The sequence below is a fragment of the Polynucleobacter necessarius genome (genome assembly GCF_900096755.1).
GTDB classification, from domain to species: domain Bacteria; phylum Pseudomonadota; class Gammaproteobacteria; order Burkholderiales; family Burkholderiaceae; genus Polynucleobacter; species Polynucleobacter necessarius_K.
Window position 1 is genome coordinate 455,787 of record NZ_LT615227.1, and the last position, 13,742, is coordinate 469,528.

At 46.7% G+C, this 13,742-nt stretch carries 11 protein-coding genes and 1 pseudogene; 9 read left to right on the forward strand and 3 right to left on the reverse strand.

The features are described 5' to 3' along the window. Positions 1-16: 16 nt before the first annotated feature. From pdxA to lptD, 3 genes are read right to left on the reverse strand one after another with little or no spacing between them, the layout of a single operon-like run. Positions 17-1,006: a 4-hydroxythreonine-4-phosphate dehydrogenase PdxA gene (pdxA, locus tag DXE27_RS02325; protein WP_128112749.1), complete on the reverse strand. Its 990-nt coding sequence runs from the start codon at positions 1,004-1,006 to the stop codon at positions 17-19. Continuing rightward, on the reverse strand, positions 981-2,441 hold the full coding sequence (locus tag DXE27_RS02330) for a peptidylprolyl isomerase (protein WP_231969614.1): 1,461 nt from the start codon (positions 2,439-2,441) through the stop codon (positions 981-983). Before DXE27_RS02330 ends, pdxA begins: the two co-directional genes overlap by 26 nt. Further along, positions 2,438-5,215, reverse strand: coding sequence for an LPS assembly protein LptD (gene lptD, locus DXE27_RS02335; RefSeq protein WP_231969615.1), 2,778 nt, complete (start codon positions 5,213-5,215; stop codon positions 2,438-2,440). Before lptD ends, DXE27_RS02330 begins: the two co-directional genes overlap by 4 nt. Before the next feature lie 49 nt (positions 5,216-5,264). Between lptD and DXE27_RS02345 the strand changes: the two are divergent. The 9 genes and pseudogenes from DXE27_RS02345 (at position 5,265) to ruvA (ending at position 13,736) form a co-directional block, all read left to right on the forward strand. After that, a pseudogene (locus DXE27_RS02345) lies at positions 5,265-6,256 on the forward strand (aminoglycoside phosphotransferase family protein). Continuing rightward, complete coding sequence (gene murU, locus DXE27_RS02350; protein ID WP_128112750.1) at positions 6,253-6,969, forward strand: N-acetylmuramate alpha-1-phosphate uridylyltransferase MurU; 717 nt, start codon at positions 6,253-6,255, stop codon at positions 6,967-6,969. Before DXE27_RS02345 ends, murU begins: the two are co-directional and overlap by 4 nt. After that, positions 6,962-8,329: an aminopeptidase P N-terminal domain-containing protein gene (locus DXE27_RS02355; protein WP_128112751.1), complete on the forward strand. Its 1,368-nt coding sequence runs from the start codon at positions 6,962-6,964 to the stop codon at positions 8,327-8,329. The genes murU and DXE27_RS02355 overlap by 8 nt, the downstream gene beginning before the upstream one ends. Before the next feature lie 13 nt (positions 8,330-8,342). Beyond that, positions 8,343-9,494, forward strand: a complete 1,152-nt coding sequence (locus DXE27_RS02360) for an FAD-dependent monooxygenase (protein ID WP_128112752.1) — start codon at positions 8,343-8,345, stop codon at positions 9,492-9,494. 163 nt (positions 9,495-9,657) lie between these two features. Next, on the forward strand, positions 9,658-10,674 hold the full coding sequence (dusB, locus tag DXE27_RS02365) for a tRNA dihydrouridine synthase DusB (RefSeq protein WP_128112753.1): 1,017 nt from the start codon (positions 9,658-9,660) through the stop codon (positions 10,672-10,674). A gap of 40 nt (positions 10,675-10,714) precedes the next feature. After that, positions 10,715-10,954, forward strand: a complete 240-nt coding sequence (locus DXE27_RS02370) for a helix-turn-helix domain-containing protein (RefSeq protein WP_128112754.1) — start codon at positions 10,715-10,717, stop codon at positions 10,952-10,954. 47 nt (positions 10,955-11,001) lie between these two features. Beyond that, positions 11,002-12,582 carry a bifunctional phosphoribosylaminoimidazolecarboxamide formyltransferase/IMP cyclohydrolase gene (gene purH, locus DXE27_RS02375; protein WP_128112755.1) on the forward strand — a complete coding sequence of 527 codons (1,581 nt, stop codon included), beginning with the start codon at positions 11,002-11,004 and terminating at the stop codon, positions 12,580-12,582. 15 nt (positions 12,583-12,597) lie between these two features. Then, complete coding sequence (gene ruvC, locus DXE27_RS02380; protein ID WP_128112756.1) at positions 12,598-13,125, forward strand: crossover junction endodeoxyribonuclease RuvC; 528 nt, start codon at positions 12,598-12,600, stop codon at positions 13,123-13,125. Between the two features lie 29 nt (positions 13,126-13,154). Beyond that, a complete protein-coding gene (gene ruvA / locus DXE27_RS02385) occupies positions 13,155-13,736 on the forward strand; it encodes a Holliday junction branch migration protein RuvA (protein ID WP_128112757.1) in 582 nt (193 codons plus the stop codon). Positions 13,737-13,742 lie beyond the last annotated feature (6 nt).

The following is a 13,742-nucleotide window of genomic DNA, read 5'->3' on the forward strand; positions in this document are numbered from 1 at the left end:
AGATTTTTTCTCTGATTTACTGCCCCAATTGATAAGCCAAACTAAGGGCTTCAAACATGCTTCCAGAATCTGCCACCCCTTTACCCGCAATATCCAATGCCGTACCGTGATCAACCGATGTACGAATAATTGGTAAGCCCAAGGTGACATTGACGCCACCACCAAAACTAACAAATTTAAATGGGGCTAAGCCTTGATCGTGAAACATCGCTATATAAGCATCAACGCTTGTCAATGAAGAGGCGTCGAACATGGTGTCACCTGGATAAGGTCCCGTCACGTTAATACCCATCGTTTTTGCAGCCTCAATAGCAGGAGAGATGAACTCAATTTCTTCATGTCCAATATAGCCCGACTCTCCCGCATGGGGATTCAATCCTGCGACACGTATGACCGGCTTAGAAATGCCAAATTTATTCTGTAAGTCCTCATTTACAATTTGAATGGTTTCCAGAACTAATTCATAACTGAGAGCTAACGGCACCTCTCTGACTGGAAGATGCGTAGTCACTAAGGCAACCCTCAAGTTCCTCGATGCCTTAAGCCCAAGGAATCCAGCTGGCAAAGGAGCGCATAGCATCATGACAACATGCTTTACCTTGCAACGATGCTCTAGATATTCTGTGTGCCCCGTAAAAGGAATCCCGCTTTCGTTAATAATGCTTTTTTGTATTGGGGCGGTCACCATTGCATCGAATCGACCATCGAGACAACCGTCTGCAGCATTATTCAGTAACTGTAAAACGTATTGAGCATTTGCTGGATTTAAAGTGCCTGGAATTACAGGCTTAGAAATAGAAATGGCCTCTATCTTGAGGCGATCAGTTAATGTGGGGCTAATTACTTGAGTTGATGTCAATAAATCAACATCCCCAAGTAAAGTGATCTGAACATCTGAATGCTTCTGCAAAAAGGCTTGTGCAGCTGCTACAGAAACCTCAGGACCAACACCGGCAGGCTCGCCAGTGGTAACGGCCAGCTTAACGAGGGGCGCTAGTTGCTGCATCTTCCACATTCAGAATCTTGACAGTTGCTGTATCGCGCAGCTCACGCAACCAATCCTGATAGGCCTGCTCAAACTTTTTCTCACGAATAGCTGCGAGAGCAAACTGTCGTTGCTTTTCAATAGTCAGCTGAGCTTCACGGCGCTCTAGCACCTGAATTAAATGCCAACCAAACTCCGTTTTAACAGGATTGCTGACCTCACCAACTTGCAGGCGGTTCATGGCTTGATCAAACTCGGGCACCAAATCACCAGGCCCCATCCAACCTAAGTTTCCGCCGTTCGCAGCAGAGCCATCTTCAGAATACTTTTTGGCAAGCTCGCCAAAGTCCGCTGTCTTGGCGCGAACCTGATCTCTATATCCCTGAAGACGTCTCTCGGCATCTTGGTTAGATAAGCCAGGACGATTGCGCAACAAAATATGGCGCGACATTGTTTGCGTAACCATAATATTTTGCAGAGTAGTAGAAGCAGCCTCCTGTGGAGCAGCCTGAGGTTCAGGGGCAGCGCCAGCAACAAGCGCGCGACGATCCAATACTTTGAGCACATGGTAACCAGCTGGACTCTTCACGACATTACTGGCAACCTGGCCACCGCCAGTATTTCTAATGGCTTCATAAAATAATTGAGGCAAACGATCTGGAGTGCGATAACCCAGATCCTGAAACTTAATGCTTGGATTATCTTTAGCAGCCATTGCACCCAGTTGCATAAAATCAGCATCGCCGCGGGCTTGACGCAATAAAGCGTCTGCAAGTTTCTTGACTTCAGCTTGAGTGCCGGCCCCAGCTCCCGCATTTACGGGAATAAAAATCTGTGCAACATCGATTTCTTCTGGAGCGCCCTTTGCGGCTGGCGCAGATCGCTGAACAGGACCACCCGTGACGGCAGCTCTACGATCCGCAATAAAGTTATCGATTTCAGCATCAGAAATCTTAATCTTGCCTTCAACCTCACGCTCACGATAACGACTCACAATAATTTCATCGCGCAACATTTCTTTGTAACGTGCAAAAGTAGTACCCGAAGCTTCAATTTTCACTTTGAGCTCTGCATACGTTAATTTATTTTTTGCCGCAATATCGCCAACGATTTTATTAATTTCTTTGTCCGTAATTTTTACGCCATCTTGTTCGGCATTTTGGAGTTGAATTTTCTCAACAATTAAACGCTCGAGAATGACTTTTCGTAAAGTAGCATCGTCTGGCAGCTTTGCCCCCTGCTTTTTAAGGGCAGCAATTCGATCATCAATCTCTTTACGTGTAACGTAGCCTGTATTAACAACTGCCGCAACTCCGTCAATATTCCGAACCTTGCTATCGACAACAGCACCACTGCGAGCAGAATCTTGCGCAGCGCTGAAGCTAGAAAATGAAGCAAGGCCGCAAAATAAAATAGCGGCACTAAGGTGTTTAAGGCGATTCCTGCAAAGCATCATTGATAGTTCTCATAAATTGAGGGTGGAATTGGCTTAGAGGTAGGCATATATCCAGGGACATTTAACTTCATAATATCAACTGGATCTGGATTGCTTCCCGCACTAGCAAAGCCTCTAAATTCTATTTGGAATAGGATTTGGGTGGTGGTCATCTGTGATGTATTGGCCACTTGAGAGTACGCGCCACGGAAAGTCCAGCAATCACGAGTCCACTCTAAAGCCATTAAAGAATTTAAGGTTTTGGCAGCCAAAGCATCATATCCCCAACGGCCCAGCAACGACACTTCACGAGTAATCGGCCACTGCCCAGAAATATTGTATTGATCGGTTGTTGTTGCAGCCGGAACGAAAGTTTGATTGTTTTGTATCGAAGCCTGAACTGGTGGTGACCATACATTGCGATAGCCAAAATTTAAACTTCTGCCGGGAGTTGGTCGCCAGCTACCGCCAACAGTACTCTGCACAAATTTATTTAGCTGGGTGTTGTATTGTCCAAATACATCTGCACTGAAGTTACCAAGCAAACGAATCGATCCCGAACCCAATGTATCCGAATACGTTGTAGGGCTAGCAATGTTGCCGTTCAAGCCAACTCTTTGACCTACAAATTGCTGCTTCTGAGCAAGCGTCACGTTTGCACGCTCAGTACCAGTGTTTGACTCAATGATGCGACTAGTTAAACCCAGTGTTGCAGCGTTGCTGTCAGCAATACGGTCATTACCGACAAATGTGTTTTCACTAAAAATTTTGGAGACGCCAAAACCTGCATCAGCAGTATCGAAGATCGGCGTTTGCGCTTGGCTCTGATAAGGCGTGTACAGATAAAACGCTCGCGGCTCCATAGTCAACAGCATATCGCGACCATAAAATCCTTTTAGCTCAGCTGCTTCACGCTCAAGAGCCAAACCAGAATCTAGACTAAAGGTCGGAATAGTAAAGCCTTGCACAATCGGGACAGTGCCCGTAGTAAATTGGGTTGCATTGTAAGTATTTGACTGAAAACTCACTTTGGGAGTTAAGTAATATCCTGGCGTCACCTGTGGGAGTGACATTGCACCCTTGAGAACAGTTCTATCAGCCTGGCTATATACACCTGGCGCTGTAGCCGCTAAATTGCCGCCGATGTTATAAGAAAAGCGTGTGAAGTCAGATGAGAAAGTTGTAACAGGCCCACTTGGTAACGCTAAATACTTTCCGCTGTAATCCGCTGCTGCTGGAGTCAAGCGGTTGTTATAGGTAGCAGTAATGTTTGGCAATATGTTGTAAGGCGCTTGCACCGTAACCGTTGGATCGGGTTGCAAAGTTTGAAATGTTGCCGCTTTAGCGCCCACAGTCCAGTTACTCAAACTGCCTGTCAGATTTTTAGCGGTTCCAACCTCCTGACGAAATTGACTTGTGACAGCTCCAGCAATACTTTGTGAAAAATCTGTTGGATACATATTGTCAGAGACTCTTGCCATGTTGGCGTAGCCCGTCCATGAACCCGGTAAGGGCACACCGCCAGGTCCTGTCCCACCACTGAAAATCTGTCGCTGTTGCCAGTCGTACTTCCAGCGATCTGTGCCCGTCTTCTTATCGTAAGACATGAACTCACCCATGGCAGTGCCGGAATATTGACTATCCAAGAATCGGTACTGAGCGCCAAGCATAGCGCCGCGTTGATTCATATAACGGGGCAATAACAGCAAGTCGCGGTTGGGCGCAATATTTACATAGTAGGGCTGAGTAACATCAAATCCATTGTTGGAGTTATAGCCCGCAACCGGGGCGAGTAAGCCTGAGCGACGCTGGCCACCGGTTGGTGCGGTGAAATACGGAACGTAGGCAATAGGCACATCAAAGAAATGCATGACGCCGTGCGTACTAACCATTTCTTTTTGTTCGTTATCAATCTCCATTGAGTTGACCGTGAAATACCAATCCATGTTTTCTGGTGTACACGTGGTGTAAGTAGCTTTATCAAATACAAACACATCAGCACTTTGCACGGTTAATTTACTTGCCGAGCCATTACCACCGTTATTGCGCAATTGGTATATAGGGGACTCCATTGCACCCTCGCGCGCATCCACTTTGAACTGTCCTTTAGGACCCTTAAACGTAACGTTGCCTTTTGATAACTCCGCGTTGCCTAATAGGTCTGCAATATCAGTGTCCGGATCATAAGTAATTTCATCTGCTTTCAGTACAGCTCCATTACGACGAATTTGCGCGCGACCTTTAAGATGNCTTTGCACGGTTAATTTACTTGCCGAGCCATTACCACCGTTATTGCGCAATTGGTATATAGGGGACTCCATTGCACCCTCGCGCGCATCCACTTTGAACTGTCCTTTAGGACCCTTAAACGTAACGTTGCCTTTTGATAACTCCGCGTTGCCTAATAGGTCTGCAATATCAGTGTCCGGATCATAAGTAATTTCATCTGCTTTCAGTACAGCTCCATTACGACGAATTTGCGCGCGACCTTTAAGATGCATATCACGATCAACAACACCATCAATAGAATCGCTAGAAGTAAAAGTGAGCGCTTTGCTATCACTGATCGGCTGACCCACACGCAACTGATCATCTAACTTTAAAATGGTTACATTTCCGCGATCGGGAAGCAAAATAGAATTGATTGAAGACTGTCCAAGGGCGGGCAATGGAGCTGGTGCCTGAGCATGCCCCGGAAGCACGAAAATAAAGAATGCCACCCCCATCATTACGCGCAGGGTTGCAGCTGTTAAAAGAGGGGCGCAAAGGCCGGCGCGACGGCGATAATGACTCATAGATACAGTGACTCATAGATACAGACCCGCCTTATTATACGAATCGACCATGACTGACTCTCGCTTAAATACCCTTCGCAGCTGGCTAAAAGGCCTACAAGCTAACTGGCAATTAGATCTCGACACTCTGACCCCCGCATCAGCAGATGCCAGCTTTCGGCGGTATTTCCGGATTGAGTCCAAAAAGGCAGATTTTCCAACCTTAACCATCATGGATGCCCCTCCGCAACATGAGCCTTTAGATGCCTTCATTCAGGTCGATTTATTGTTCTCAGAGGCAGGCCTAAATGTCCCCAAAATTCTTGAGCAAGACCTCGTTAATGGCTTCCTTTTATTAAACGATCTTGGCAATAAAACATACCTTGCAGAGCTCAAGAACGAGAGTGCAGATCATCTTTACAAAGATGCGGCACATGCATTGGTACAAATGCAACTTGCTAGCAAACCTAATGTGCTTCCAAACTATGATGAAGCACTCCTGCAACGTGAATTGGATTTATTTCCAGAGTGGTATTTAAAGAAACATCTCAATATTCAATTGAATGATTTGCAAGATGAGCAGTTAAAAAATCTTTTGAGCTCATCATTGAAAATAATTTAGCCCAAGCAAAAGTCTATGTGCATCGCGACTACCATTCGCGCAATTTGATGGTGACTGAAAAAAATAATCCGGGCGTCATTGATTTCCAAGATGCTGTCTACGGCCCCATTACCTATGATGCCGCTTCGCTCTGGCGCGATGCTTACATTGCCTGGCCTGAGGAGCGCGTAATCGACTGGGTAATTAAGTTTTGGGAAGAAGGTCGCAAGGCTGGGCTTCCCATGCCTAATGACTTTGGTCAGTTCTACCGTGATTTTGAATGGATGGGTCTCCAGCGCCACCTGAAGGTTCTTGGTATTTTTGCAAGACTATTTCATCGTGATGGAAAAGATGGTTACCTCAAAGATATCCCTTTGGTTCTTGAATATGCCATTGCCTGCGCCCACCGCTATATTGAATTGAAACCTTTGGCACGAATTTTAGAGGCCACTCGCTCATGAATAAGAGCATGCTGATTCCCTGTTTTCTGCTTGCTGCAGGTAGAGGTGAACGCATGCGTCCTCTTACAGATGATCTACCAAAGCCCCTCTTAACAATCCAAAATAAGTCTCTATTGCAATGGCATATAGAAGCATTAGCGAAAGCTGGAATTCAAAACATCGTTATCAACCACGCTTGGTTGGGTAAAAAAATTGAGAAGGCCTTGGATGATGGAAGCCAATTTAACCTACACATCAAATACTCCCCCGAAGAAACGGCTTTAGAAACTGCTGGCGGAATACGCCAAGCGCTTCCCATCCTGAATCCAGGGGATTACTTTTTAGTAATCAATGGGGATGTATTTAGTCCAAACCTGCCAATTTCCCAGCTCTTGGATGCTGCCACCAAGATGGGTTTGGATAGTCATCAGCCTTTGGCCCACCTGCTGATGGTCCCCAACCCCGTCCAGCACCCCGAGGGAGATTTCTACCTCCAGGGCTCGTCCGTAAAGAATTCAGCAGCGCCCAATGCTGAAAAGCTCACATTCTCAGGAATTGGCATTTATCACAAAGACTTATTTAAGGGCCTGGAATATGGGGCTCCAGCTAAGCTCGCCCCTTTATTGCAAACTGCAATGGAGCAAAATAAAGTGTCTGGTGAAAAATATATCGGCCCATGGCACGATGTAGGTACGCCACAACGCTTACAAGAGCTCAATGCAGCATATGAATAAAAACGATATTTATCAGCTTCGTAGAATTGCCCTAGCAAAACAGATGCTTGCCAAAACTGGCGGGGGCATTGCTGTGATCTCGACAGCACCAGAACTTGCCCGCAACCGCGATAGCGAATTTCCCTATCGTCATGATAGTGATTTTTTCTACTTAACGGGCTTTGAAGAGCCTGGCGCAACGCTTGTCATGAAGGTTGATGGCAGCGCAGGAAATATTCAACTTCAATCTCATTTATTTTGCAGACCTAAAGATCTTGAACGAGAAATTTGGGATGGCATACGCCTTGGTCCTGAGGCGGCCCCAAAAGTTTTAGGCCTTGAATTTGCACGCAGCAATCAAGAACTCGATCAAAAACTTGGCGAACTATTGGCTGATGAAGATGCAGTCTACGTACGCCTGTCAGAAAGCGCTGAAGCCGATAGGCGCTTACGCCATTGGATGAAACAAGTTCGCAGTCAAGCCCGCTCCGGAGTAAACCCGCCTTCAGAATTTCATGATGTTGAAGCGCTAATTCATGAAATGCGTTTGTTTAAGGACGCTCACGAAATCGACATTATGCGTCGTGCTGCAGCCATCTCTGCACGCGCCCATATCCGAGCAATGCAAATTTGTAAGCCTGGCATGCGTGAATATCAACTCGAAGCAGAATTACTCCATGAGTTCCGCAATAGTGGTGCACAAAGTGTTGCATATAACAGCATTGTTGCGGGCGGCGAGAACTCTTGCATCCTCCACTATCGTGCTGGTGCAACTGAATTGCGCAGTGGTGAGCTATGTTTAATTGATGCCGGTTGTGAGTTGGATGGCTATGCTTCAGATATCACCCGCACATTTCCAGTGAATGGAAAATTTACCGGACCACAACGCGCTTTATATGACATCACGCTAGCAGCGCAAGAAGCTGCTATTGCAGCAACCAAAGTAGGCAACACTTTCATGCAACCTCATGAGGCGGCGCTCAAAGCTCTCACTCAGGGATTATTAGATGAAAAGTTGCTTAAGCTCTCTGAATTAGGCTCTTTGGATAACGCCATTGAAACAGCAGCTTACCGCCGTTTCTACATGCATCGCACCTCACATTGGCTCGGCATGGATGTTCACGATGTTGGCTCGTATCGCGAGACATCACAAGACACATCCAACACAGAAAAGCCCTGGCGCATCCTGAAAAGCGGCATGGTCATCACAATTGAGCCGGGTTTATATGTCAGACCCGCGGACGACATTGATGAGGCCTTCTGGAACATTGGGATTCGCATTGAGGATGACGCCGTAATTAATGACTCTGGATGCGAATTGATTTCGCGTGGCGTACCGGTCAAATCGGATGAGATTGAAGCGCTCATGAAAAACTCGTAGAGCTGACTAAAAAATGAGCTCATCTAATTGCGACATTTTGATTCAAGGCGGCGGTCCAGTAGGGTTGGCCTGTGCCGCCTGGACATTACAAAAATTTCCGGATGCCAGGATCACATTGCTTGATCGCAACCCGGTAAGCGATGAAGATCTAGCAAACTCAGACAGTCGTGGTATCGCCCTCTCACATGGTAGCAAGCTGTTACTCGACACCATTCATGCCTGGCCAAAAGAGTCTGCACAAATTCATCAAGTACATGTTTCTCAAGCTGGGCGCTTTGGCCGCGCACTAATGACACGTGAAGAACTTAAGCAAGATGCTCTAGGGCACATCATTCGCTATCGCGATATCCATGTCACGCTTCGCCAAGCTCTTAGGGGAATTCAAACAATAAGTAAAAACTTCGTTTGGCGGCATATTAGTGATGGCGCGGAAGAAAATACTATTCAGGCTAAATGCATTGTGCATGCTGAGGGTGGATTGTTTAAGAAGCAAGATTGGGTGGAATCTGGTCGTGATTATGGCCAATCTGCTTTAGTTGGCCTAGTAGAAGTAGAAAATGCAGCGCCCCACCAAGCCTGGGAGCGTTTTACATCAGAGGGCCCTCTAGCAGTTCTGCCAAGTCACTATGGTTCTAACATTCTGAATCTCGTTTGGTGTGGTTCGCCCGCTTCATCACAACACCGCTTACAACTGAGTGATGCAGATTTTTTAGATGCATTACAAAATGAATTTGGTTCACGCATTGGACGCTTTTTAAAGATTCAAGATCGTCGCTTATACGAACTGGGTCTGAACTACCGTAAAGAAATCACCAAAGATAATGAAGTTTGGATTGGTAATGCTGCGCAAACTCTGCACCCTGTAGCAGGACAAGGCCTTAACTTGGGTCTGCGTGATGCCTACCTTTTGTCAGAAAAATTGGTTGGGGCATTTTCTGGATCTGAGCAATCTCCCATCGAAATCCAAAACGCTCTCCAAAGCTATGCCCAAAGTCGCAAAGCTGATAGAACAACCACCATTGGGCTGACAGACTTTATGGCCAGAGTATTTACATCCAATCTAGCCCCGATTGTGCTCGCTCGCGGACTAGCTTTATCGGCCCTTCAGTGGGTTCCGTCAGTCAAGACAGCCTTAGCCCGCCAGATGATGTTTGGCAGGCGCTAAAGGGCTTAAATCGCCCTCAAAATCCAAGCTCTCCGCATTTGATCTAAAACAAGCAATCTGCCTAAAAAATAGGCAGATTTAGGGTTGATTGTGCTAAAGTGTCATGCTTTCGGCCCAAGCCGACACTGCAATAGCGAATTTCTCAATTCCCAAGCCTTTTTAGATGAATATTGGTCCTCACTTACTCGCAAACAAGCTTTTTGTGGCCCCTATGGCCGGGGTAACTGATCGTCCTTTTAGACAGCTTTGCAAAAAATTAGGTGCTGGCTATGCCGTCTCTGAAATGGTGGCCTCTAATGCCCTGCTTTGGAAAAGCGAAAAAACGCAACGTCGCGCAAATCACGTTGGCGAATTCAAACCGATCGCCGTACAAATTGCAGGCGCCGATCCTGCCATGATGGCGGCGGCTGCAAAAATCAACGTAGATCATGGCGCCCAAATTATTGATATCAACATGGGCTGTCCCGCAAAAAAAGTTTGTAATGTTGCTGCAGGCTCTGCGTTATTACGTGACGAACCTTTGGTTCAACAAATTTTGGAGGCGGTCGTTAATGCTGTTGGAGTTGGCCCAGACGCAGTGCCAGTCACTTTGAAGATTCGTACCGGTTGGGATCGTGAACATAAAAATGCAATTGAGATTGCGCGCTTGGCTGAAAAAAGTGGCATCTCCATGTTGACTGTTCACGGCCGCACTAGAGCAGACCTGTATCACGGCGAAGCAGAATACGAAACGATTACCGCCGTTAAAAATAGTGTGGGCATACCGGTGGTGGCTAATGGCGACATCAATAGCCCTGAAAAAGCAGAGCAAGTTTTAAAGGTCACCGGTGCAGACGCCATCATGATTGGTCGAGCCGCACAAGGACGCCCTTGGATTTTTCGAGAAATCAATCATTACCTAGAAACTGGTGGCAAGCTTCCGACCCCGGAGATCAATGAGATCCAGGCCATCATGAATGCTCACCTTCTGGATCACTATGAGTTTTACGGCGAGCACATTGGCCTTCGCACCGCACGTAAACACATTGGCTGGTATTGCAAGGGCTTACGTGACTCACATGCTTTCCGCCAGCGCATGAATACTGCTGATGATTGCAAAACGCAACTACAAATGGTGAATGATTATTTTGATGAGATGAAATCTCATTCTGACCGTTTGCTGTTTTTAGAAGCTGCTTAATTATTTTTTTTTATATTTGTTTTTGTATTGATAGATTGTTATGACCAATAAGCACCCAATTACTGAATGTATTGAAACCCAATTACAAGGTTACCTAAATGACCTTAAAGGAACGGCACCTACTGATATCTATCAAATGGTATTGGCTGTTGTAGAAAAGCCGATGCTGGAGTTAGTGATGCAACATGCCAAACACAACCAGTCCCTAGCAGCTCAATACCTCGGTATTAATCGCAATACCCTTCATAAGAAGTTAGTTGAACATCAGCTACTGAAATAAGAATCAACAGTCTTTAACGTAATTTTTAATTAAACCCTCCGAAAAATATGATCCGTACAGCCCTTCTCTCTGTCTCCGATAAAAATGGCATCGTGCCTTTTGCTAAAGCCCTTCATGATCAAGGTATCAAGCTAATTTCAACCGGAGGCACCGCAAAGCTCTTGGCTGGGAACAATTTGCCTGTTGTAGAAGTTTCGTCCCTGACTAAATTTCCAGAAATGCTTGATGGCCGCGTTAAAACGCTCCACCCCATGGTGCATGGCGGTCTACTAGCGCGCAGAGGCTTCCCGGAACATATGGCGGCGCTTAAAGAGCACGGCATCGACACAATCGACATGCTGGTAATTAATCTGTATCCATTTAATGAGACTGTTGCCAAGGAAAACTGCTCATTTGAAGATGCGGTTGAAAATATTGATATCGGCGGTCCAGCCATGTTGCGCGCTGCCGCCAAGAATCATCAAGACGTTACCGTACTGATTTCACCCGAAGATTACGCCCCAGTCTTGGCTGAAATGAAATCCAATAAGAATGTTGTTTCATACAAGACCAATTTAGCTTTAGCTAAAAAAGTATTTGCTCATACCGCCCAATATGATGGTGCAATCGCCAACTATCTCTCAGCGTTGGGTGATGACTTAGATCATAAGGCTCGCTCTGCCCATCCAGAAACCCTGCATCTTGCCTTTGAAAAGGTACAAGAGATGCGTTATGGAGAGAACCCACATCAGTCTGCTGCTTTCTACAAAGATATTTATCCTGTAGATGGTGCGCTTGCAAACTACAAGCAATTGCAGGGCAAAGAACTTTCCTATAACAATATTGCCGATGCTGATTCAGCCTGGGAATGTGTCAAGAGCTTTACCGGCAATGCTGGCGGCGCTGCTGCGTGCGTCATCATCAAACACGCCAATCCTTGCGGTGTAGCCGTTGGTGCGACAGCGCCTGAAGCCTACCAAAAAGCATTTAAAACCGACCCAAGCTCTGCCTTTGGCGGCATCATTGCATTTAACGTTCCATGTGATGGCGCTGCAGCTGAAGCCATCTCCAAACAGTTTGTGGAAGTATTAATTGCCCCTGGCTTTAGCGATGAAGCAAAAGCAATTTTTGCTGCCAAACAAAATGTTCGTCTTTTGGAAATCCCACTAGGTACTGCGTTTAATACATTTGATTTCAAACGCGTAGGTGGTGGCTTGCTTGTGCAATCCCCTGATGCGAAGAATGTTCTTGAAAATGAAATGCGTGTTGTGAGCAAACGCTTGCCAACCCCAAGCGAGATGCACGACATGATGTTTGCATGGCGCGTTGCTAAGTTTGTGAAGTCTAATGCAATCGTATATTGCGCAAATGGCATGACACTCGGAATTGGTGCAGGCCAAATGAGTCGCGTGGACTCTGCCCGCATGGCTAGCATCAAGGCAGAGAATGCTGGTCTTAGCCTGAAAGGCTCTGCGGTGGCAAGCGATGCGTTCTTCCCATTCCGCGATGGCCTAGATGTAGTTGTCAATGGTGGCGCAAGTTGCGCAATTCAACCGGGTGGCAGCATGCGTGATGATGAAATCATTGCGGCAGCTGATGAGCACGGCATTGCCATGATCTTTACTGGCACCCGCCTCTTCCGTCACTAAGCAAGCTCAATCAACATGCGCTGGATAGGAATCGACCCAGGTCTTCGTACTACCGGTTTTGGCGTCATTGACGTTGACGGCCAAAAACTGACCTACGTTGCCTCAGGCACGATTGAAAGCGGTGATCCAGCAAAAGGGCTACCAGAGCGATTAGGGGCCCTCTACGCTGGCGTGAAAGAAGTTCTGGATACCTATCATCCAGAGTCTGCTGCGATTGAGGAAGTCTTCTTAAATGTGAATCCTCGATCTACCCTGATGCTAGGACAAGCCAGAGGAGCAGTGATTGCCACCCTAGTTTCTCAAAAACTTCCTGTAGCCGAGTACAGCGCCTTGAGAGTCAAACAAGCAATCGTAGGTACTGGTCGCGCGGCTAAGCCACAGGTTCAGGAAATGGTGAAACGCCTTCTCAGGCTGAATCGCGCACCAGGAACCGATGCCTCAGATGCGCTGGGCGTTGCTATCTGTGCAGCCCATCATGCGCAAATACCAAAAGCGATTACTGCTGCCACCGCGGCCTTAAACCCCAAGAAACGCACTAAGTAAAAATACACATCACAGGTTAAGATCTCTACATGATTGGTCGCATACAAGGTACTCTCGTTTCCGTTCACCCTCCTCGACTCCTGGTTGATTGTCATGGCATTGGCTATGAGGTAGATGTGCCGATGAGCACTTTGTATCAATTGCCTTCGACTGGCGAAAAAATTACGCTTCTTACACACTTTCAAGTTCGTGAAGATGCGCAGCAACTTTTTGGCTTTGCCACTGAAACTGAACGTGAAGCATTTAGACAACTCATAAAAATTAGTGGTGTTGGCTCCCGTACGGCACTAGCAGTCCTCTCTGGTATGGGCGTTAATGAATTAGCCCAAGCAATTGCGCTCCAAGAGGCTGGTCGACTAACTCAAGTTCCAGGCATAGGCAAGAAAACTGCTGAGCGCCTTTGCCTAGAACTTAAAGGCAAGCTAGCTCCAGACCTTGGCATTACTGGCGGCAAGCCACAAGCAATTGAAGCGAGCAGCGAAGTATTACAAGCGCTCCTGGCGCTGGGCTACTCAGAAAAAGAGGCGTTATTGGCACTCAAACAAATCCCACCAGATACCAGTGTTTCTGATGGCATTCGTATGGGTTTGAAGTACTTATCTAAAGCCTGATCTTAG